The sequence below is a fragment of the Streptomyces odontotermitis genome, assembly GCF_050510915.1.
GTDB lineage: Bacteria > Actinomycetota > Actinomycetes > Streptomycetales > Streptomycetaceae > Streptomyces.
In genome coordinates this window covers 108,197-127,790 of record NZ_JBNJLS010000005.1, presented here as the reverse complement: position 1 = coordinate 127,790, position 19,594 = coordinate 108,197, and the positions used below count along the sequence as shown (strand labels likewise).

General features: G+C 73.8%; 15 protein-coding genes and 1 pseudogene. 11 read left to right on the top strand and 5 right to left on the bottom strand.

Features of this window, described 5'->3' with window-relative positions:
* Positions 1-81 precede the first annotated feature (81 nt).
* The 3 genes from coaBC (at position 82) to ACQB60_RS16475 (ending at position 5,053) form a co-directional block, all read left to right on the top strand.
* A complete protein-coding gene (gene coaBC, locus ACQB60_RS16485; RefSeq protein WP_496926745.1) occupies positions 82-1,287 on the top strand; it encodes a bifunctional phosphopantothenoylcysteine decarboxylase/phosphopantothenate--cysteine ligase CoaBC in 1,206 nt (401 codons plus the stop codon).
* A gap of 261 nt (positions 1,288-1,548) precedes the next feature.
* The gene (gene metK / locus ACQB60_RS16480; protein WP_496926744.1) at positions 1,549-2,757 is read left to right on the top strand and encodes a methionine adenosyltransferase; all 1,209 of its coding nucleotides are present in this window, start codon (positions 1,549-1,551) and stop codon (positions 2,755-2,757) included.
* 109 nt (positions 2,758-2,866) lie between these two features.
* Entirely contained in the window at positions 2,867-5,053 is a 2,187-nt protein-coding gene (locus tag ACQB60_RS16475; RefSeq protein WP_496926743.1) for a primosomal protein N', read from the top strand.
* Between the two features lie 355 nt (positions 5,054-5,408).
* Here ACQB60_RS16475 and ACQB60_RS16470 read toward each other — a convergent pair whose 3' ends face one another.
* Positions 5,409-5,942 carry a hypothetical protein gene (locus ACQB60_RS16470; protein ID WP_496926742.1) on the bottom strand — a complete coding sequence of 178 codons (534 nt, stop codon included), beginning with the start codon at positions 5,940-5,942 and terminating at the stop codon, positions 5,409-5,411.
* Positions 5,943-6,206: 264 nt separating this feature from the next.
* Between ACQB60_RS16470 and fmt the strand changes: the two genes are divergently transcribed.
* Both fmt and ACQB60_RS16460 read left to right on the top strand, forming a co-directional pair.
* Positions 6,207-7,151: a methionyl-tRNA formyltransferase gene (gene fmt / locus ACQB60_RS16465; protein WP_496926741.1), complete on the top strand. Its 945-nt coding sequence runs from the start codon at positions 6,207-6,209 to the stop codon at positions 7,149-7,151.
* A 59-nt stretch (positions 7,152-7,210) separates the two neighbouring features.
* Positions 7,211-8,650 carry an RsmB/NOP family class I SAM-dependent RNA methyltransferase gene (locus ACQB60_RS16460; RefSeq protein WP_496926740.1) on the top strand — a complete coding sequence of 480 codons (1,440 nt, stop codon included), beginning with the start codon at positions 7,211-7,213 and terminating at the stop codon, positions 8,648-8,650.
* 37 nt (positions 8,651-8,687) lie between these two features.
* On the opposite strand, the gene ACQB60_RS16455 is transcribed toward ACQB60_RS16460, so the two are convergent.
* Entirely contained in the window at positions 8,688-10,847 is a 2,160-nt protein-coding gene (locus tag ACQB60_RS16455) for an MMPL family transporter (RefSeq protein WP_496926739.1), read from the bottom strand.
* A 116-nt stretch (positions 10,848-10,963) separates the two neighbouring features.
* Between ACQB60_RS16455 and rpe the strand changes: the two genes are divergently transcribed.
* The 6 genes and pseudogenes from rpe to ACQB60_RS16425 all read left to right on the top strand — a co-directional run bounded on the left by rpe (position 10,964) and on the right by ACQB60_RS16425 (position 16,558).
* Entirely contained in the window at positions 10,964-11,650 is a 687-nt protein-coding gene (gene rpe / locus ACQB60_RS16450; RefSeq protein ID WP_384847442.1) for a ribulose-phosphate 3-epimerase, read from the top strand.
* Positions 11,651-11,728: 78 nt separating this feature from the next.
* Positions 11,729-12,774 (top strand): annotated as a pseudogene (locus ACQB60_RS16445) (sugar-binding transcriptional regulator).
* A gap of 38 nt (positions 12,775-12,812) precedes the next feature.
* A complete protein-coding gene (locus ACQB60_RS16440; RefSeq protein WP_496926738.1) occupies positions 12,813-13,223 on the top strand; it encodes a guanyl-specific ribonuclease in 411 nt (136 codons plus the stop codon).
* Positions 13,220-13,606, top strand: coding sequence for a barstar family protein (locus tag ACQB60_RS16435; protein WP_496926737.1), 387 nt, complete (start codon positions 13,220-13,222; stop codon positions 13,604-13,606). The genes ACQB60_RS16440 and ACQB60_RS16435 overlap by 4 nt, the downstream gene beginning before the upstream one ends.
* Positions 13,607-13,790: 184 nt before the next feature.
* Positions 13,791-14,936: an FAD-dependent oxidoreductase gene (locus ACQB60_RS16430; protein ID WP_496926736.1), complete on the top strand. Its 1,146-nt coding sequence runs from the start codon at positions 13,791-13,793 to the stop codon at positions 14,934-14,936.
* 179 nt (positions 14,937-15,115) lie between these two features.
* Positions 15,116-16,558, top strand: coding sequence for a GuaB1 family IMP dehydrogenase-related protein (locus ACQB60_RS16425; protein ID WP_496926735.1), 1,443 nt, complete (start codon positions 15,116-15,118; stop codon positions 16,556-16,558).
* 23 nt (positions 16,559-16,581) lie between these two features.
* On the opposite strand, the gene ACQB60_RS16420 is transcribed toward ACQB60_RS16425, so the two are convergent.
* The 3 genes from ACQB60_RS16420 to ACQB60_RS16410 are packed head-to-tail and all read right to left on the bottom strand — an operon-like array spanning position 16,582 to position 19,594.
* Positions 16,582-17,640 (bottom strand): GDSL-type esterase/lipase family protein, encoded by a 1,059-nt coding sequence (locus ACQB60_RS16420; RefSeq protein WP_496926734.1) that lies wholly within the window; start codon positions 17,638-17,640, stop codon positions 16,582-16,584.
* On the bottom strand, positions 17,640-18,482 hold the full coding sequence (locus ACQB60_RS16415) for an SDR family NAD(P)-dependent oxidoreductase (RefSeq protein WP_496926733.1): 843 nt from the start codon (positions 18,480-18,482) through the stop codon (positions 17,640-17,642). The genes ACQB60_RS16420 and ACQB60_RS16415 overlap by 1 nt, the downstream gene beginning before the upstream one ends.
* Positions 18,479-19,594: an LLM class flavin-dependent oxidoreductase gene (locus ACQB60_RS16410; protein ID WP_496926732.1), complete on the bottom strand. Its 1,116-nt coding sequence runs from the start codon at positions 19,592-19,594 to the stop codon at positions 18,479-18,481. Before ACQB60_RS16410 ends, ACQB60_RS16415 begins: the two co-directional genes overlap by 4 nt.

The following is a 19,594-nucleotide window of genomic DNA, read 5'->3' as shown; positions in this document are numbered from 1 at the left end:
CGTCACCACAGGCCCGGCAGCGCGACTGCCGGGCCTGTGGTGTGTCATGGAGTCGTACGTTTCCGAGTCAGGGGAGAGCCGGTGTCGAAGCCGAAGGTCGTTCTGGGGGTCAGTGGTGGCATCGCCGCGTACAAGGCGTGTGAGCTGCTGCGCCGGCTGACCGAGTCCGGCCACGACGTGCGCGTCGTCCCCACGGACTCGGCGCTGCACTTCGTCGGCGCCGCCACCTGGTCGGCGCTCTCCGGCCACCCGGTCTCCACGGAGGTCTGGTCGGACGTCCACGAGGTCCCGCACGTCCGCATCGGCCAGGGCGCGGACCTGGTCGTCGTGGCCCCCGCCACCGCCGACATGCTCGCCAAGGCGGCCCACGGCCTCGCCGACGACCTGCTCACGAACACGCTCCTGACCGCCCGCTGTCCGGTCGTCTTCGCCCCGGCCATGCACACGGAGATGTGGGAGCACCCGGCCACGCAGGAGAACGTGGCGACGCTGCGCCGCCGCGGCGCCCTCGTCGTCGAGCCCGCCGTCGGCCGTCTCACCGGCGTCGACACCGGCAAGGGGCGCTTCCCGGAGCCCGCGGAGCTCTTCGAGGTCGTACGCCGCGTCCTCGCGCGCGGGGACCTCGCCCAGGACCTCGCGGGTCGGCACGTCGTCGTCAGCGCCGGCGGCACCCGCGAGCCCCTCGACCCGGTCCGCTTCCTGGGCAACCGCTCCTCCGGCAAGCAGGGCTACGCCCTCGCCCGCAGCGCGGCGGCCCGCGGTGCCCGCGTCACGCTGGTCGCGGCCAACGCGTCGCTGCCGGACCCGGCGGGCGTCGACGTCGTGCCCGTGGGGACCGCCGTACAGCTCCGCGAGGCCGTCCTGAAGGCCGCGGCCGACGCGGACGCGGTGGTCATGGCGGCCGCGGTCGCCGACTTCCGCCCGGAGACCTACGCGAGCGGCAAGATCAAGAAGCAGGACGGCAAGGACCCCGACCCCATCGTGCTCGTCCGGAATCCGGACATCCTCGCCGAGATCTCGGGCGGGCGCCCGCGCGCCGGCCAGGTCGTCGTGGGCTTCGCCGCCGAGACCGACGACGTGCTCGCCAACGGCCGCGCCAAGCTCGCCCGCAAGGGCTGTGACCTGCTCGTGGTCAACGAGGTCGGCGAGCGCAAGACCTTCGGCTCCGAGGAGAACGAGGCCGTGGTGCTCGGTGCCGACGGCAGCGAGACCCCGGTTCCGTACGGTCCCAAGGAAGCCCTGGCGGATATCGTCTGGGACCTGGTGGCCGAGCGGCTGCCGCAATAGTTGAGCCCCGTGCGGGGCTGAATGTCACGTTCGCCCCAGTGGGCGGCTCAAACCCGGCATTTTCGGGCGGGCTGCCCTCTGGTGGAGACGGATAGTCGTACCGCACAATGCAGTGCCGCAGGTCACAGCGCTCCCATGTGGCGAGACGCGTGTCCACGCGGCTGAGCACGACCGATAAACTGGTCTCGGACCACGCCGGGCGCAGCTCCCGGGTGGTTCGCCAATGATCAGCCAGCAGCCGCTGCAACCACAGGGAGCGTTGTGTCCCGTCGCCTGTTCACCTCGGAGTCCGTGACCGAGGGTCACCCCGACAAGATCGCTGACCAGATCAGCGACACCATTCTCGACGCGCTTCTGCGAGAGGACCCGACGTCCCGGGTCGCCGTGGAGACGCTCATCACCACCGGCCTCGTGCACGTCGCCGGTGAGGTCACGACCAAGGCGTACGCGCCGATCGCGCAGCTGGTGCGCGAGAAGATCCTCGAGATCGGCTACGACTCGTCGAAGAAGGGCTTCGACGGCGCTTCCTGCGGCGTCTCCGTCTCCATCGGCTCGCAGTCCCCGGACATCGCGCAGGGCGTCGACACGGCGTACGAGAAGCGCGTCGAGGGCGACGAGGACGAGCTCGACAAGCAGGGCGCGGGCGACCAGGGCCTGATGTTCGGCTACGCCTGCGACGAGACCCCGGAGCTCATGCCGCTCCCGATCCACCTCGCGCACCGCCTCTCGCGCCGCCTCTCCGAGGTCCGCAAGAACGGGACGATCCCCTACCTCCGCCCCGACGGCAAGACCCAGGTCACCATCGAGTACGACGGCGACAAGGCGGTCCGCCTCGACACGGTCGTCGTCTCCTCGCAGCACGCCTCGGACATCGACCTGGACTCGCTCCTGGCCCCCGACATCCGGGAGTTCGTGGTCGAGCCGGAGCTGAAGGCCCTCCTCGAGGACGGCATCAAGCTGGAGACCGAGGGCTACCGCCTCCTGGTCAACCCGACCGGCCGCTTCGAGATCGGCGGCCCGATGGGTGACGCGGGTCTGACCGGCCGCAAGATCATCATCGACACGTACGGCGGCTACGCCCGCCACGGCGGCGGCGCCTTCTCCGGCAAGGACCCGTCCAAGGTCGACCGCTCCGCCGCGTACGCGATGCGCTGGGTCGCCAAGAACGTCGTCGCGGCCGGCCTCGCCGCCCGCTGCGAGGTCCAGGTCGCCTACGCGATCGGCAAGGCCGAGCCGGTCGGCCTCTTCGTGGAGACCTTCGGCACGGCCACGGTGGACACGGACAAGATCGAGGCCGCGATCACCGAGGTCTTCGACCTCCGCCCGGCCGCGATCATCCGCGACCTCGACCTGCTGCGCCCGATCTACTCCCTGACGGCCGCCTACGGCCACTTCGGGCGCGCGCTGCCCGAGTTCACGTGGGAGAAGACGGACCGGGTGGACGCGCTGCGGAAGGCGGCGGGGCTGTAAGGTCCGCCCGACTCGGTTCTTGGAAGGCCCGGTTCTCCCTCAGGGGGAGGCCGGGCCTTCGAGCTGCGCGGACGCGGGCGTGTCAGTCCCCTCTGGTAGGAATGCACCTGTGAGCAGCGAGAACGACGGAGCAGGGCGGGAATCGGGGGTGGAGCCCGAGCAGCTTGCGTTCATTCGGGAGAGTGTGCGGGAGGCCAAGGTGCCGCGGGCCAAGCCGCGGACGTGGCGGGGGGCCGCTCTGGCCAAGGAACTGCCGGTGGCGCGGGTGCTCGTGGACAAGGGGGTGCTGCATCTCGATCGGTACTTCGAGTACGCGGTGCCCGAGGAGCTGGACGAGGTGGCTCAGCCGGGGGTGCGGGTCCGGGTGCGGTTCGGGGCCGGGGCCAAGAACGTGCGGGGCGGGCGGCGTGAGGGTGGGGGGCTCATTGATGGGTTCCTTGTGGAGAGGGTGGCCGAGGCCGCGTATCAGGGGCCCTTGGCCGCGCTGGCTCAGGTGCTGTCGCCCGAGCCCGTGCTGAGTGAGGAGTTGTTGGGGCTCGCGCGGGCCGTTGCCGATCGGTATGCGGGGAGCCTGGCCGATGTGCTGCAGCTGGCGGTTCCGCCGCGGCACGCGAAGGCCGAGGCGCGGGAGTTCGCCGGGCCGCCCGCGCCGCCCTCGGCTCCGGAGGCCGGGTCGTGGGCGCGGTACGAGAGGGGAGTCGAATTCGTCGGGGCGCTTGCCGCGGGTGGGGCGCCGCGTGCCGTGTGGACCGCCCTGCCGGGGCCCGAGTGGGCCGATGAGATCGCGCGCGCCGTGCGGGCGACGCTCGCCTCCGGGCGGGGTGCGTTGGTGGTGGTGCCGACGGTGCGGCTCGCCGCGCGGGTGGATGCCGCGTTGCGGGAGCAACTGGGGGAGGGGCGGCACGCGTTGCTGACCGCCGACGCGGGGCAGGAGCGGCGGTACGGGGAGTGGCTTGCCGTGCGGCGCGGGGCCGTGCGGGCCGTCGTGGGGACGCGCGCCGCCATGTTCGCCCCCGTACGGGATCTTGGGCTGGTTGTGGTGTGGGACGACGGGGACGCGCATCACGGTGATGATCGCGCGCCCTTTCCGCATGTGCGTGAGGTGCTGGAGCTGCGGGCCTCGCGGGACAAGTGCGCTTTCCTGCTGGGGAGTTGGAGTTGCACCGTTGAGGCCGCCCAGCTGGTGCGCAGTGGGTGGGCCGCGGCGATCGTCGCGCCACGGGACGTCGTGCGGCGGGTCGCGCCCCTGGTGCGGACCGTGGGGGATCTGGATCTCGCGCGGGACGAGGCCGCGCGGGCGGCGCGGCTGCCCAGCATCGCCTGGGAGGTGGCGCGGGGCGCGCTGCGGGACGGGCCCGTGCTGGTGCAGGTGCCGCGGCGGGGGTATGTGCCGCGGCTCGCCTGCCAGACGTGCCGGGAGCCCGCGCGCTGTCGCCACTGTGCCGGGCCGCTGGAGGCGCGTGAGGCGAGCGGTGCGCTGGGGTGTGCGTGGTGCGGGCGGGACGAAGGGGCCTGGCACTGTCAGGAGTGCGGGGGGTTCCGGCTGCGGGCGCAGGTGGTCGGGGCGCGGCGGACCGCCGAGGAGCTGGGGCGGGCGTTCCCGGCGGTGCCGGTGCGAACGTCGGGGCGGGAACAGGTACTTGACACCGTTCCCGGGACCCCGGCCCTGGTCGTGAGTACGCCGGGCGCCGAGCCCGTCGCCGAGGGCGGGGGCTATGCGGCGGCGCTGCTCCTCGACGGCTGGGCGATGCTCGGGCGGCCGGACCTGCGCGCGGGCGAGGACGCGCTGCGGCGCTGGATCGGTGCCGCCGCTCTCGTGCGCGATCAGGAGGCGGGCGGCACGGTCGTGGTCGTCGCCGAGCCCACGCTGCGGCCCGTGCAGGCGCTGGTGCGCTGGGACCCGGTGGGGCACGCGGTGCGGGAGCTCGGGGAGCGGGCCGAGCTCGGGTTTCCGCCGGTGTCGCGGATGGCGGCCGTGTCGGGATCGGGGCAGGCGCTGGCGGAGTTCCTCGCGGGGGTCGAACTGCCTGCGGATGCGGAGGTGTTGGGGCCGGTGCCGGTGCCGGTGCCGGTGCCGGTGTCTGTTTCGGTGTCGCGGGAAGGCGCGGCCCGTGGGCGTCGTGCGGGGGCGCCGCCGGTGGAGGAGCCGGGGGAGCGGGTGCTGATCCGGGTGCCGCCGGGCAGCGGGGCTGCGCTGGCGGCCGCGTTGAAGACGGCTCAGGCCGCGCGGATGGCTCGGGCGCGCGGGGGTGTGGAGCCGGTGCGGGTGCGGGTGGATCCGCTTGACATCGGGTGAGGGCGCGGGGCCGGGGGCCCCGGGGGGGGGAGGAAGAGGTGAGGAGGGGCGAGGGCGAGTCGTGGAGCGCAGGGGAGGGGCAGGTGGCTGGTGTCCGAGCCCGTGGGGCTTGATCGTGGGTGCTGGGTGCTGGGTGCTGGGTGCTGGGTGCTGGGTGCCGGGTGCTGGCTCGGTCGGGCGTGCCGGGTGTTGGCTCGGTCGGGCTCGGAGGGGGTGTCGGGGGCGGGGTTCCGTAACGGCTCGTTCCCCACGCCCGGTTGGGCCTGGTCATGCGTGAGGGGAGGCCAGACGCACGTCCGCCTCCCACCCCGCACCCGGGGGAAGGAGGCGGACGTCAGGAGTCGGCCCTTGGGGGTCAGCCGTTGCGCGGCCCGGGGAAGGCGCCGGGGCGGGCCTCGTCGCGCAGGGCCGGGCTGCCGGCCGTCGGCTGGGTGGGCATCGTGCGGGCCGCGGGCACCGACGGCAGCGGTGCGCCGACGGGGACCGCGCGCGAGGTGGACGGCTCGGTCGCCCGCTCCGCCTCCGCGGCCGCCTGGGTCGTGGCGCGGCGGGCGCCGTAACGGCGGTGCACCGCCTGCTTGGTGACCCCGAGTGCCGAGCCCACCGCGTCCCAGGAGAAGCCCAGCGAGCGGTCGAAGTCCACCGCCGCTGTCACCAGCGTCTCGACGCTGTCCCGCAGCTCCTGTGCGAGACGGACGGTCGGGGCGGGGGCCCGCCCGTACACGACGAACCCCGCGGAGGGGCTGGAGCGGCGCGGGCGGTAGACGTTGCCGAGCTGCGCGGTGAGGGTGCGCAGCGCGTCCACCTGCCGGCGGACCCGCTCGATGTCCCGAACCAGGAGGTGCAGGCTGGCCCGTGCCTGGGCGTCGTGGGTTGCGTGGTCGGCCATGAACAAGCCTCTCGAACCGGCGTTGAAAAGGATGGGGCCGCGTGCGCGCGGCCCGTAAGTGGTCAACTCTTTCTTGACCAACGCGCTAGCCCGTGAGGGGTCACGGTGCGGGGGCGTATGCGCATATGCCCAAGGCGCGCGTCGCCGCGTACGCCCCCCGCGCCCCCGTCGCAGCCACCCGGAGCGGGTCCGGCGCGGGCCCCATAGACTGGTGCGCTGCTCCGACCGCCGACGCCGTCACCAGAGATTCCGAGGTACCACCCAGTGAAGCTGGTCTTCGCAGGCACCCCCGAGGTCGCCGTCCCCGCCCTGGACGCCCTGATCGCCTCCGGCCGGCACGAGGTGGCCGCCGTCGTGACCCGGCCCGACGCCCCGGCGGGCCGGGGCCGGCGGCTCGTCGCGAGCCCGGTCGCGGAGCGGGCCGAGGAGGCCGGGATCGAGGTGCTCAAGCCCGTGAAGCCGCGGGACGAGGAGTTCCTCGCGCGGCTGCGGGAGATCGGGCCCGACTGCTGCCCGGTGGTGGCGTACGGGGCGCTGCTGCCCCGGGTCGCCCTCGACGTGCCCGCGCGCGGCTGGGTCAACCTGCACTTCTCGCTGCTGCCCGCCTGGCGCGGCGCCGCCCCGGTGCAGCACGCGGTGATGGCGGGCGACGAGATCACCGGTGCCTCCACTTTCCTGATCGAGGAGGGTCTGGACTCCGGGCCCGTGTACGGGACCGTGACCGAGGGGGTGCGGGCCACCGACACCAGCGGTGATCTGCTCACCCGGCTCGCCTTCGCGGGCGCGGGGCTGCTCGCCGCGACCATGGACGGCATCGAGGACGGCAGCCTCAAGGCCGTGCCGCAGCCCGCCGACGGGGTCACGCTCGCGCCGAAGATCACCGTCGAGGACGCGCACGTCGACTGGGCCACGCCCGCGCTCCGCGTGGACCGCGTGGTGCGGGGCTGCACGCCCGCGCCCGGCGCCTGGACCGTCTTCCGGGGCGAGCGGCTGAAGCTGATCCAGGCCACCCTCGTGCCGGACCGCACCGACCTCGCGCCCGGCGAGCTGTCGGTCGGCAAGAAGAACCTGTACGTCGGCACGGGCTCGCACGCCGTCGAGCTGCTCTGGGTCCAGGCCCAGGGCAAGAAGCCGATGGCCGCCGCCGACTGGGCGCGCGGGGTGCGCATCGCCCCCGGTGAGCGGCTGGGCGACACCGACGTACGCTGAGTACGTCGGCCCCATCCTGTAAAGCCAGTACGGCGACACATTCATTAAGCGGAGCACCTTTGAACGACCAGCCCGACCGGCGCCCCCGTAAGCCCGGCAAGCCCTACCGCCGTCCGCAGAAGGACCCCGTGCGGATCCTCGCCTTCGAGGCCCTGCGCGCCGTCGACGAGCGCGACGCGTACGCGAACCTCGTGCTGCCGCCGCTGCTGCGCAAGGCCCGCGAGAAGGAGGGGCCCGAGAAGTTCGACGGGCGGGACGCGGCGCTCGCCACCGAGCTGGTCTACGGGACGCTGCGCCGCCAGGGCACGTACGACGCGATCGTGGCCGCCTGCATCGACCGGCCCTTGCGCGAGGTCGACCCGCCGGTGCTCGACGTGCTCAACCTCGGTGTGCACCAGCTGCTCGGCACCCGCATCCCCTCGCACGCCGCCGTCTCCGCCTCCGTGGAGCTGGCCCGGGTGGTGCTCGGCGACGGGCGCGCCAAGTTCGTCAACGCCGTGCTGCGCAAGGTCGCGGGCGACGATCTCGACGGCTGGCTGGAGCGCGTCGCCCCGCCCTACGACGAGGACCCCGAGGACCACCTGGCCGTCGTGCACTCGCACCCGCGCTGGGTCGTCTCGGCGCTGTGGGACTCGCTCGGCGGCGGGCGCGCCGGGATCGAGGACCTGCTCGACGCGGACAACGAACGGCCCGAGGTCACCCTCGTCGCCCGGCCCGGCCGCACCACCGCCGAGGAGCTCCTGGAGTCGCTGGGGGAGGAGTCGGGGCTGCCGGGGCGCTGGTCGCCGTATGCCGTGCGGCTCACCGAGGGCGGCGAGCCGGGGCAGTTGGCGGCCGTGCGCGAGGGGCGGGCCGGGGTGCAGGACGAGGGCAGCCAGCTGGTGGCTCTCGCGCTGGCGAACGCGCCGCTCGAAGGCTCCGACGCGCGCTGGCTGGACGGCTGTGCGGGCCCCGGCGGCAAGGCGGCCATGCTCGCCGGGCTCGCCGCCGAGCGGGGCGCGACGCTGCTCGCCTCCGAGAAGCAGCCGCACCGGGCCCGCCTCGTGGCCCAGGCGCTCCACGGGAATCCCGGGCCGTACCAGGTCATCGCCGCCGACGGCACCCGGCCGCCGTGGCGGCCCGGGGCCTTCGACCGGGTCCTGATGGACGTTCCCTGTACGGGACTCGGCGCGCTGCGGCGCCGGCCCGAGGCGCGCTGGCGGCGGCGCCCGGAGGACCTGGAAGGCTTCGCGCCGCTCCAACGGTCCCTGCTGCGCACCGCGTTGGAGTCCGTGCGGGTCGGCGGCGTGGTCGGCTATGCCACCTGCTCCCCGCACCTGGCGGAGACCCGCGCCGTCGTCGACGACATCCTCAAGCAGTACGAGGGGGCCGAACTCATCGACGCGCGGCCGCTGTTGCCCGGTGTGCCCGCGCTCGGTGAGGGGCCCGACATCCAGCTGTGGCCGCATCTGCACGGCACCGACGCGATGTACCTGGCGCTGATCCGGCGTACCGCCTGACGTAGTTCCGTTCTGGTGGCCGTTCCGTCGGGGGCCGTCACTCCGGGCGTCGGCCGAGGGCGTGGGGCCACCACACGCGGGGCCCCGCGTCCAGGAAGAGCGCGGTCACCAGGACCGAGCGGACGATGAAGGTGTCCAGGAGCACCCCGAGGGCCACCGCGAAGCCGATCTCCGCGAAGGCCACCATGGGGAGCGTGCCCAGCGCGGCGAACGTGCCCGCGAGGACCAGGCCCGCCGAGGTGATCACCGCGCCGGTCGCGGCCAGGCCGGTCAGGATGCCCGCGCGGGTGCCCTGACGGACGGCCTCCTCGCGGATGCGGGTCGACAGGAAGATGTTGTAGTCGATGCCGAGCGCCACCAGGAACACGAAGACGAAGAGCGGGAAGTCCGGTGTCTCGCCCGCGTAGTCGAAGAGGTGGCGGAAGGCGAGCGCGCTGACGCCGAGCGCGGCGGCGAACGACAGGGCCACCGTCGCGATCAGCAGCAGCGGGGCCACCAGGGCGCGCAGCAGCACCCCGAGGATCAGCAGCACGACGGCGAGGACGAGCGGGATCACCAGCTTGTTGTCGTGGACGATGGCGCGGTCCATGTCCAGGAGGGCCGCCGAGCCGCCGCCGACCTGGGCCTCGGCGCCCGGCACCGCGTGTACGGCGTCGCGCACCCGCACCACGGTCTCCCGGGCCGCCGCGCTGTCCGGCGGGTCGGTCAGCGTCGCCTCGAGGAGGACCTTGCCCTCGTACTCCGGTTTGGTGGCGGGCGGTGTGCCGATGCTGTCCGGCTCGACGCCCCGGGTCGCGGCGACCACGCGGCGCACCCGGGTGTCCTGGTCCTTGGCCGCCACGACGACGAGGGGGTCGCCGCTGCCCGCGGGGAAGTGCTTCTGGAGGACCTCCTGGCCGTGGATGGAGTCGGGCTTGTCGGTGAACGCGTCGGCGTTGCTCAGGCCGTCCGCGCGCAGCTGGAACAGGCCGAGCGAGAGCAGTGCGAGGGCCACCGCCGTGACGCTCCAGGTCAGGCGGGGGCGGTGGGCGATGCGGCGCCCGGTGCGCGCCCACACGCCGCTCTCGGTGGGCTCGGCCGAGCCGACGTGCGGGATCACCGGCCAGAAGAACCAGCGTCCGAAGACCACGAGCAGCGCGGGGAAGAGCGAGAGCATCGCGAGGAGCGCGACCGCGACGCCGATGGCGGCGACGGGGCCGAGGCCGCGCGTCGAGTTCATCTCGGCGGTCATCAGCACCAGCATGCTCAGGACGACGGTCGCGCCCGAGGCGAGCACGGCGGGCCCGGCGCGATGCAGGGCGAGCGCCATCGCCTCGTGCCGGTCGTCGTGGCGGCGCAGCTCCTCGCGGTAGCGGGCGACCAGGAGCAGGCCGTAGTCGGTGCCCGCGCCGAAGACGAGCACGGTGAGGATGCCCGCGCTCTGGCCGTTCACCGTCAGGCCCGCGTGCCGGGCCAGGAGATAGATCAGGGCCTGCGCCGTGAACAGGGCGACGATCACGCTGAGCACCGGCGCGAGCAGCAGGGTCGGGCTGCGGTAGGTGAAGAGCAGGATCACCACGACGATGCCGAGCGCCGAGAAGAGCAGCGTCGAGTCGATGCCCTCGAACGCCTTGGAGAAGTCGGCGGAGGTGCCGCCGGGCCCGGTGATGTGCACGGTCAGGCCGTCGCCGCCGCGCCCCACCCGGTCGCGGATGGAGTCGACGGCGGGCGCGATCCGCTCCCAGCCCTTCTCGTCCATGGTGATGGGGACGTAGATCTGTGCCGCCGTGGCCGCGGCCGCATTCGGCTTGTCGAAGGTGGGGCCGCGGGTCTCGGCGCCCCGGACGCCGTGCGCGCGCAGCGGCTTCAGCTGCCGCACGTCCGCGGCGATCGCGGCACGGTCCCGTACGGTGAGGCCGCCGTCACGCGCGTACACGACCACCGCGGGGATCGCCTCGGGCCTGAACTCCTTGGAGGCGTCCAGGACTTGGGTGGACTCGGCGGAGCCCGGCAGCCAGGACGAGGCGTCGTTGTCCTGGGCGTCGGTGAGCTTCTGCGCGAGCGGCGCCACGAGGACGAACACCACCAGCCAGAACGCCACCACCAGCCACTTGGTGCGCGGCCCGCAGACCAGCCACGCGACCCCGCGCCGCTCCTGCCCCTGCCCCTGGCCCTGCCCCTGTACCCGGACCGTCTCCTGCCGACGTACGTCCCCCATGGCGTCCCCCCGCCTGCCGTGCGCGGTGCCTGTGAGCCGACCAGCATGGCACCGGAGCGGGCCCCCGGGAACCGGCTGGGGCGGGCAACGCGCGCCGGGCATGGCAGGCTTGGGGCATGGCAGCTCAGATCAACCCCAGCATCCTCTCCGCCGACTTCGCGCGACTCGCCGACGAGGCCAAGGCCGTCGACGGCGCGGACTGGCTCCATGTCGACGTCATGGACAACCACTTCGTGCCGAACCTCACGCTGGGCGTGCCGGTCGTAGAGTCCCTGGCGCGGGCGACGGACACGCCCCTGGACTGCCACCTGATGATCGAGGACCCCGATCGCTGGGCCCCGCAGTACGTCGAAGCGGGGGCCGGCTCCGTCACCTTCCACGCGGAGGCCGCGGCCGCCCCGGTCCGGCTGGCCCGGGAGATCCGGGCCAAGGGTGCCCGCGCGTCCATGGCCCTCAAGCCCGCGACGCCCATCGAGCCGTACGAGGATCTGCTCCCCGAGCTCGACATGGTGCTGATCATGACGGTTGAGCCCGGCTTCGGCGGGCAGGCGTTCCTGGACATCATGCTGCCCAAGATCCGGCGCACCCGTGAGCTCATCGGCAAGCACGGCCTGCAGATGTGGCTGCAGGTCGACGGCGGAGTCTCGGCCTCGACGATCGAGCGGTGCGCGGAGGCGGGCGCCGACGTCTTCGTGGCGGGTTCCGCGGTGTACGGCGCCGAGGACCCGGCCGCGGCGGTACGTTCATTGCGCACCCAAGCGGAGGTAAAGACCGCGTCATCGGCCTGGGCGTGCGACCACTGAGCCACAGGAACGTGAACGCCGCCCATCAGGGCTGATCAACTCCGCCGGATCTGCAAGGATGAACGGCGAACCCCGAATGTGAACAGCAGTGAGGAGACGTCGTGTCGGCCATGTCGGCGGGTCGGTCAGCCATGCGGATGGGACCCGCGGAGCTGGTGCAGGCGGCGGCCATGGCCCGCCGCTTCTACCTCGAGGGCAAGTCCAAGATCCAGATCGCGGAGGAGTTCGGCGTCAGCCGCTTCAAGGTGGCCCGGGTCCTGGAGACGGCCCTGGAGCGTGATCTCGTGCGCATCGAGATCCGCGTGCCCGCCGAGCTGGACGCGGAGCGCTCGGACGCGCTGCGCGCCCGCTACGGCCTGCGGCACGCCGTCGTCGTCGAGTCACCGGCCGAGGACGCGGACGAGTCGCCGGACCCGGAGAACCTCGGCGAGGTCGCGGCCGGGCTCCTCGGCGAGCTCGTGAACGAGGGCGATGTCCTCGGCCTCGCCTGGGGCCGCTCGACCATCCACATGGCGGCGGCCCTGGAGGCGCTGCCGCCGTGCACGGTCGTGCAGCTGACCGGCGTGTACGACGCGGGGACCGCCGAGCGCGGCTCCGTCGAGGCCGTCCGGCGCGCCGCCCAGGTCTCCGGCGGCGAGGCGCACCCCATCTACGCGCCGATGCTGCTGCCCGACCCGGCGACGGCGGCGGCGCTGCGCAACCAGACGGGGATCGCGCGGGCCTTCGAGTACTTCGACAAGGTCACCGTGGCCTGTGTGTCGATCGGCTCGTGGGAGCCCGGCATCTCGACCGTGCACGACATGCTCAGCGACGAGGAGCGCGCGCACTACGCCTCGCTGGGCGTGGCCGCGGAGATGTCTGCCCACCTGTTCGACGCCGAGGGGCGTCGGGTCGGGCGGGACCTGGGCGAGCGGTGCATCACCGTCGAAGCCGACCGGCTCCGGCGGATTCCCGAGGTGGTCGCCATCGCGGGCGGGCAGCGGAAGGCCGCGGCCATCGACGCGGTGCTGCGGTCCGGCCTCGTGACCAGCCTGGTCACGGACACGGCCGCCGCCGACCAGCTCTTGGTGGCGGGGCCGCCGCCCCGTCCCGCGCTGAACCGGGCGGACCCGGACGGGAGCTGAGCGCGCCCCGTGCAGGGCGCTGTGGCAGCATCGGGGCCATGTTGTCCCGGTTCGTGCCCCGTGCTCTCGCGGCCCTGTTCCTCTGCTGTGTGGCGCTCGTGGGCTGCTCGTCGTCCTCGGGCGGCGGCTCGCCCTCGCGGGCCGCGGCAACGCCCTCGTGGGTGCCGCACGGCATGGCCACCGTCCGGGCCGGTCAGTTGCCCGCGGAGGCCCGTGAGACGCTGCGCCGCATCGACAAGGGCGGGCCGTTCCCGTACGCCAAGGACGGCACCGTCTTCGGGAACTATGAGCGGGTGCTGCCCCGCGAGAAGCGCGGTTACTACCACGAGTACACGGTGCGCACGCCCGGCGGACGGGACCGGGGCGCACGGCGGATCGTCACCGGTGACGGGGGCGAGACCTACTACACCAGCGATCACTACGCGTCCTTCAAGGCGGTCCTGAGATGACGACGGCTCTACTCACGGCGCTGCGCGGGGAGGGCTGGAGCACCTACGCCCTGGACCTCGCGGGGGTGCGCGACAAGGCCGCCTTCATGGCGCGGTGCGCCCGCGACCTGGCTCTGCCCGACTGGTTCGGCCGCAACTGGGACGCGCTCGCCGACTGCCTCACCGACCTCTCCTGGGCCCCGCCCGCGCGCGGGCGCCTGATCGTGGTGAGCGGCTGGCAGGAGTACGCGGATGCGGCGCCCCAGGAGTGGGGGGTCGCCCGGGAGGTGCTCACCGACGCGGTGGCGCACTGGCGGGACGCGGCGGGGGACGCGGCGGGGGGCGGGGACGGCGACGTTGCCGGGGCCGTGCCGCTCGATGTCGTGCTCGCCCTGGAGCCGTAGAGCCCGTAGAGCCCGTAGAGCCCGTAGAGCCCGTAGTGCTCGTAGCGTCCAAAGTGCCCGTCGCGCTCGCCCCGGAGCCGTGGCCCCAACTGCCCGGCCCTGCCTCGTGGTCCGGCCCTGCGGCAAGATCTAATGGGGGCCCGCACGCGCCGCGTGCGCGGGGGACCGAAGGGGAGGGATCACCGTGGGCGGACGCTCGGCGATCGTGGTGGGCGGCGGCATCGGAGGGCTCGCCACGGCGGTGGCGCTGCGGCGGGCCGGCTGGCGGGTCCAGGTGCTCGAACGGCGCCCGGACTTCAGGGAGTTGGGCGCGGGACTGTCCCTGTGGCCGAACGCGCTGCGCGCCCTGGACGCCCTCGGGCTCGGCGAACGGGTGCGTGAACTCGCCCTGACCGACGCGTCGGCGGGCATCCGCGACCGCTCCGGGCGCTGGCTCTCACGCACCGACACCGGTGAACTGGCCCGCCGCCACGGCGAGGTGGCGATGGTGCACCGCGCCGATCTCCTCGACACCCTGCGCGCCGCCGTGCCCGCCGAGGACCTGCGCCCCGGCGTGACCGTGGAGGCCGTGCGGGCGGACGGGACCGTTCTGCACTCCGGCACCGAGACCCGCGCGGACCTCGTGATCGGCGCCGACGGCATCGGCAGCCGGGTCCGCCGCTCCCTGTGGCCCGGTGCGCCCGCGGCCCGGTACGCGGGCTACACGACCTGGCGCATGGTGACCGCGCCGGTGCCGGTGGCCGAGGGCGCCGAGTCCTGGGGGCGCGGCGAGCGCTTCGGGTACGCGCCGCTGCCGGACGGCCGGGTGTACGCCTTCGCCGTCCTCACCGCGCCCGAGGGCCTCGCCGACCGGATCCCGGCCGACCGCGCCCTGGCCCTGCTGCGGCGCCGCTTCGGGAGCTGGCACGCGCCGGTCCCCGACCTGCTCGGCGCCGTCGAGCCCGGCGCCCTGCTGCACCACGGCATCTACGAGCTGCCGCCCCTGCACACCTTCGTCACCGGCCGGGCCGCGCTGCTCGGCGACGCCGCCCACGCCATGACGCCCAACCTCGGCCAGGGCGCCTGTCAGGCCCTGGAGGACGCCGTCGAGCTCGCCGACGCGCTCGCCCGGGGCGGGTCCGTGGAGGGCGCCCTCACCGTGTACGACCGGATCCGCCGCCCCCGGGTCCAGATGATCTCCGCGCGGGCGCGGCGCATCGGGCAGGTCGCGCAGTGGCGGGACCCCCTCGCCGCCGGGCTGCGGAACCTCGCGCTGCGCCGGGCGCCGGCGGAGGCGTTCCTGAAGTCGCTCGACCCGGTCCTGGACTGGTGGCCACGCACGGTGGCGTGACAGACACGGAAGATCACCGGGCGGGGTCCTTCTTGGAGGATCGGACCAGGGCTTTCGGCCCCCGCCTGGGTGATCGTCCCGGGCGGCGCATTCTCGCGGGCATGGGACACTGAAGTACGTGCTTTTCCCCCGGCTGTCCTGTTCGGGGGCCACCTCTGATCGACTGGGATGAGCAGCACGTGCGCTTCCTCAATGACATTCAGCCTGCGTACGACCTGACGTACGACGACGTCTTCATGGTGCCGAGGCGTTCGGCCGTCGGCTCCCGACAGGGCGTGGACCTTTCTTCCCCCGACGGCACCGGCACGACGATCCCGCTGGTCGTCGCCAACATGACCGCGATCGCCGGGCGCCGCATGGCCGAGACCGTCGCCCGCCGCGGCGGCCTCGTCGTCATCCCCCAGGACATCCCGATCGAGGTCGTCACCGAGGTCATCTCCTGGGTCAAGACGCGCCACCACGTCCTGGACACCCCGATCGTCCTCGCCCCCACGCAGACCGTCGCGGACGCGCTGGCCCTGCTGCCCAAGCGCGCCCACAACGCCGGTGTGGTCGTCGACGGCGACCAGAAGCCGATCGGCGTCGTCACCGACGCGGACCTCTCCGGCGTCGACCGCTTCACGCAGCTCTCCGAGGTCATGTCCAAGGACCTCGTGCTGCTGGACGCGGACATCGACCCGCGCGACGCGTTCAACAAGCTCGACGGCGCCAACCGCCGCTACGCCCCCGCCGTGGACAAGGACGGCCGCCTCGCGGGCATCCTCACCCGCACGGGCGCCCTGCGCGCGACGCTCTACACCCCGGCCGTGGACGCGAACGGCAAGCTGCGCATCGCCGCCGCCGTCGGCATCAACGGCGACGTGGCGGGCAAGGCCAAGCAGCTGCTCGACGCGGGCGTCGACACGCTCGTCGTGGACACCGCGCACGGCCACCAGGAGTCGATGATCGCCGCGGTCAAGGCCGTGCGCGCCCTCGACCCGCAGGTCCCGATCGTCGCGGGCAACATCGTCGCCGCCGAGGGCGTGCGCGACCTGATCGAGGCCGGTGCCGACATCATCAAGGTCGGTGTCGGGCCCGGCGCCATGTGCACCACGCGCATGATGACCGGCGTCGGCCGGCCGCAGTTCTCCGCCGTTCTGGAGTGCGCCGCCGAGGCCAAGAAGTTCGGCAAGCACGTCTGGGCCGACGGCGGTGTCCGCCACCCGCGCGACGTCGCCATGGCGCTGGCCGCCGGTGCGTCGAACGTGATGATCGGCTCCTGGTTCGCGGGCACCTACGAGTCCCCGGGCGACCTCCAGCACGACGCCAACGGCCGTCCGTACAAGGAGTCGTTCGGCATGGCCTCGGCGCGTGCCGTGCGCAACCGCACGTCCGACGAGTCGGCGTACGACCGCGCCCGCAAGGCGCTGTTCGAGGAGGGCATCTCGACCTCCCGCATGTTCCTCGACACGGCCCGCCCGGGCGTCGAGGACCTGATCGACTCGATCATCGCGGGCGTCCGCTCCTCCTGCACGTACGCGGGTGCGGCCTCCCTGGAGGAGTTCGCGGAGAAGGCGACCGTCGGCATCCAGAGCGCCGCGGGCTACGCCGAGGGCAAGCCGCTGCACGCCAGCTGGAGCTAGACGCTCCGCTGCGGAGGGCGGGTTCATCCGGCTGCCGGCCGGTGGGGGCCGGTCGCGCCCTGCGGCGGAGCCGCATAGCGACACCGCCCCGCGTCCCTGATGGCCTGCGCCCCCTGCGGGGCGCAGGCCATCACGGCATCCGCGAGCAGCTCGTGGCCCGCATCGTCCGGGTGGACCCCATCCCTCAGCTGCCGGGTACCGAGAATCCCGGCGCCCGGCAGCAGCGTCAGGTGTGCGTCTCCGCCCCTGATCGCATCCCGCACCGCCCGCTCCTGAGCGGTGCGCAGGTCGGCGAGCGTGGCGCCCAGCTCGTTGGGCCTCGACTCGGCGTCGGGCCGCACGAGCGGTGAGACGACGAGCAGCGGCGTGTGCGGGTGCCCTGCGCGTACGAGGTTCAGGAACGCCCGCGTCGTCTCGTACAGCAGCCCCGTCGAACTCGGCGTCCTCGACCAGCAGTTGGTGCCGAACGCGAGGGTGATGAAGTCGCCCCTCAGGGAGCCGAGCTGGCGGGCCGAGGTCAGCTCGCCCCGGGCGGCGCCCGCGTAGCCCAGGTTCACGGTGTCGAGGCCGAGGGCGCGCCCGGCCAGGGCGGGCCAGGCCAGGTGCGGGCGGGACGCCCACCAGCCCTCCGTGATCGAGTCGCCGTGGACCAGCCAGCGGGGGCGCGGCGGGGCGGGCGTCAGGGTGCCGCCGCCGACCGGGCGCAGCCCCCGCAGGGCGGGGCGCAGCGCCTCGGGCAGGTGGAGCGTGAACTCGCCCTCGGGGTGGGGGAGTTCGAGGCGGGCCACGTGGGTGCCGGGGGCTGCGGAGGTCTCGCCCGCCACCGCGTCGCCGGACAGCAGCGTGAAGAGCGGGGGCACGTCCCGGTACGTGTCCGTCTCCCAGGGCTCGCTTCCCTCGTACGCGATCTCCACCGCCCGTACGCCGCCTGCCACGAACGCGAGCCGGACCCCCGCGGGGACCGTCGCCCGCTCCCAGGTGTCGCCGGGCAGCAGCGCGCGCTCCGCCGGGTCGGCGCGCAGCGGGCGGCCGTCGTCGGACCACCAGGGCGCGCCGCAGACGAATTCCCGTAACTCCCGCATCACGGGCGCCCGATCGTCGGGTAGGGGAACTTCACGCCGACCCCGCCGTCCACCACCAGGGTCTGCCCGGTGACGTACGCGGACAGGGGAGAGGCGAAGAAGAGCAGGGCCGAGGCGATGTCGGCGGGTTCGGCGACGCGGGCGAGCGGGGCGTTCTCCGCGTTGCGGGCGCGGCCCTCCGCGCCGAGCAGGCCCGCGACGCGCGGGGTCCAGACGACGCCCGGGGCCACCGCGTTGACCCGCACCCCGCGCGGCCCGTACTCCACCGCCGCCGTGCGCACGAGGGAGATCAGGCCCGCCTTGGCCGCCCCGTACGCCGCGTGCAGCGTCGCCGCGGTCATGCCGGAGACCGAGGCGACGAAGACGAGCGGGCCGCCGCCGCGCTCGGCGAGGGCCGCGCCGCCGTAGCGCACCGCGTGCCGGGCGTGCCGCAGGACGATGTCGAAGTGCCAGTCCCAGGCGTCGTCGTCGAGCTCGTCCAGGCCCGCGTACCGCGCCATGCCGACGATGTCGACGACCCCGCCCACGCCGCCGAGGTCCGCGAACTCCTCGCGGGCGTGGGCGAACAGGTCGCGCACCGCCGCGCGGTCCGTCACGTCCGCCACGTACGGGGTCCCGCCCGTCTCCGCCGCGACCGCCGCCGCGCGCCTCTCGTCCAGGTCCACACACAGGACCCGCGCGCCCGCCGCGGTGAGCGCGTGCGCGGTCTGCCGTCCGATGCCGTTGCCCGCGCCGAGCAGCACGAAGCCGCGGCCGTCCAGGCGGTGACGGGACGCGTAGTCGGGGACGGGTGTGGTGTCCAGCGGCTCGCCGGTGGCGTCGGCGGCCGGGTCGCCGGTCATGGCCGGGTGCCGATCGGGCGGTACGCCGCCAGCTCCGGGATGACTTCCTTGCCGAGGATCTCGATGGTGCGCAGGATCTCCTGGTGCTCCAGGTAGCCCCACTGGACGTAGCAGATCAGCTGGTCCACGCCGAGGTCGGCGTAGTGCTTCGCCTTGCGCACGATGGTGGCCGCGTCGCCGATGAGGATCATGTCGCCGTCGTTGAACTCCCGTACGGGGACGTCGCCTTGGAGGATGGGATTCAGGAGCGGGAAGGCGCGCTCGCGGTCCTCGGGCGGCAGGTGCGGCAGCTCCCAGTCGAGGGTGAACTGCGCGAGGTTGCGGTACCACCAGGCGACCGAGTCCCAGACCCGGTGCGAGGGCCGGTCCGTCGCGTGGACCAGGGTGTACGCGCTGACGCGGTCCGTCGCGACCCCCGTGATCGGCTCCGGGGCGCGGGCGGCCTCGCGGTAGGCCGCGACCTGCCGGGCCATCGTCTCCAGGGGCTGCATGATCGAGAAGGAGAGCAGGCCGAGTCCGGCCGCGCCCGCCACCTCCGCCGAGCCGGGCGAGGTGGCCGCCATCCAGCAGGGCGGGTGCGGGTCCTGGACCGGCTTCGGGGTGACCATCCGGCGCGGGAAGGAGAAGCGCGGCGACTCGTAGGCGAAGTGCTCCTCGCGCCACATCCCGGTGACGATCTCGATCGCCTCCCGCCAGTCCGCCCGCGACTGCTCGCGGTCGACACCAAAGGCCGTCTGCTCCATGGGAGTTGAGCGTCCGGTGCCCCACTCCACGCGGCCGCCGGAGAGGACGTCCACCGTCGCCACCTTCTCCGCGATCCGCTGTGGTGGCGTGAAGCCGAAGGGGGTGAGGGTCACGCCGAAGCCGAGCCGGATGCGCTCGGTGAGGGCCGCGAGGTGGCCGAGCAGTACCTCGGGCGCCGGGCAGTGCGAGCGGCCTTCACGGAAGTGGTGCTCCACCGCCCACACGGTGCGAAAGCCCATCCGGTCCGCGAGCCGTATCTGCTCGACGGCCTCGCGGTAGGCGCGCTGCTCGGCGGCGCGCTGGCCGTGGGGATGCGGGTCGTTCCAGGGCTTCGGTACGTCGATCTCGTACAGGACGTCGAGGTCCAT

What these genes read in the sequence shown, in the direction of transcription:
- ACQB60_RS16470 (WP_496926742.1), bottom strand. Translation starts at nt 5,942, where the DNA reads ATGGCCGACCACGCAACCCACGACGCCCAGGCACGGGCCAGCCTGCAC.
- ACQB60_RS16455 (WP_496926739.1), bottom strand. Translation starts at nt 10,847, where the DNA reads ATGGGGGACGTACGTCGGCAGGAGACGGTCCGGGTACAGGGGCAGGGC.
- rpe (WP_384847442.1), top strand. Translation starts at nt 10,964, where the DNA reads ATGGCAGCTCAGATCAACCCCAGCATCCTCTCCGCCGACTTCGCGCGA.
- ACQB60_RS16440 (WP_496926738.1), top strand. Translation starts at nt 12,813, where the DNA reads ATGTTGTCCCGGTTCGTGCCCCGTGCTCTCGCGGCCCTGTTCCTCTGC.
- ACQB60_RS16435 (WP_496926737.1), top strand. Translation starts at nt 13,220, where the DNA reads ATGACGACGGCTCTACTCACGGCGCTGCGCGGGGAGGGCTGGAGCACC.
- ACQB60_RS16420 (WP_496926734.1), bottom strand. Translation starts at nt 17,640, where the DNA reads ATGCGGGAGTTACGGGAATTCGTCTGCGGCGCGCCCTGGTGGTCCGAC.
- ACQB60_RS16415 (WP_496926733.1), bottom strand. Translation starts at nt 18,482, where the DNA reads ATGACCGGCGACCCGGCCGCCGACGCCACCGGCGAGCCGCTGGACACC.
- ACQB60_RS16410 (WP_496926732.1), bottom strand. Translation starts at nt 19,594, where the DNA reads ATGGACCTCGACGTCCTGTACGAGATCGACGTACCGAAGCCCTGGAAC.